Below are 396 nucleotides of genomic sequence, written 5' to 3'. Positions count from 1 at the left end.
GCTTAGCAGATCCGGCGAGGCACTAAACAAAGAGAGATTCCAGCCACCAAACTGGTTTTTCATGATCCGACCCAGCAGGCTATGCAGCGCAATCAGCGCCGGTTCGCTGTCCAGACGTTCCCCGTATGGCGGGTTGCTCAACACTGTGCCGTACGGCCCTTTCGGCAGCGGATTGGTCAGTTGCGCGACATCTTTCACCTCAAAGGTGATCAGTTCACCAATCCCCGCAAGACGGGCGTTAGTGCGTGCACGTTGAATCACCCGTGCGTCGCTGTCCGAACCGTAAAAATGAGAGCTATACTCAGCCAGGCCTTTACGGGCGCGAGTTTGCGCTTCCGCTTTCACTTCCTGCCAGATAGCTTCATCATGCTGCGCCCAGCCGCTAAAGCCCCAACG

General features: G+C 56.8%; 1 pseudogene. It reads right to left on the bottom strand.

From position 1 onward, the window contains the following. Positions 1–396: pseudogene (locus tag C5L10_RS33410) on the bottom strand (hypothetical protein); the annotation flags it as partial.

Source organism: Neorhizobium sp. T6_25 (genome assembly GCF_002968555.1).
Lineage (GTDB): Bacteria > Pseudomonadota > Alphaproteobacteria > Rhizobiales > Rhizobiaceae > Neorhizobium.
The sequence above is the reverse complement of the archived record's forward strand: the minus strand, read 5'-3'. Positions and strand labels throughout refer to the sequence as shown.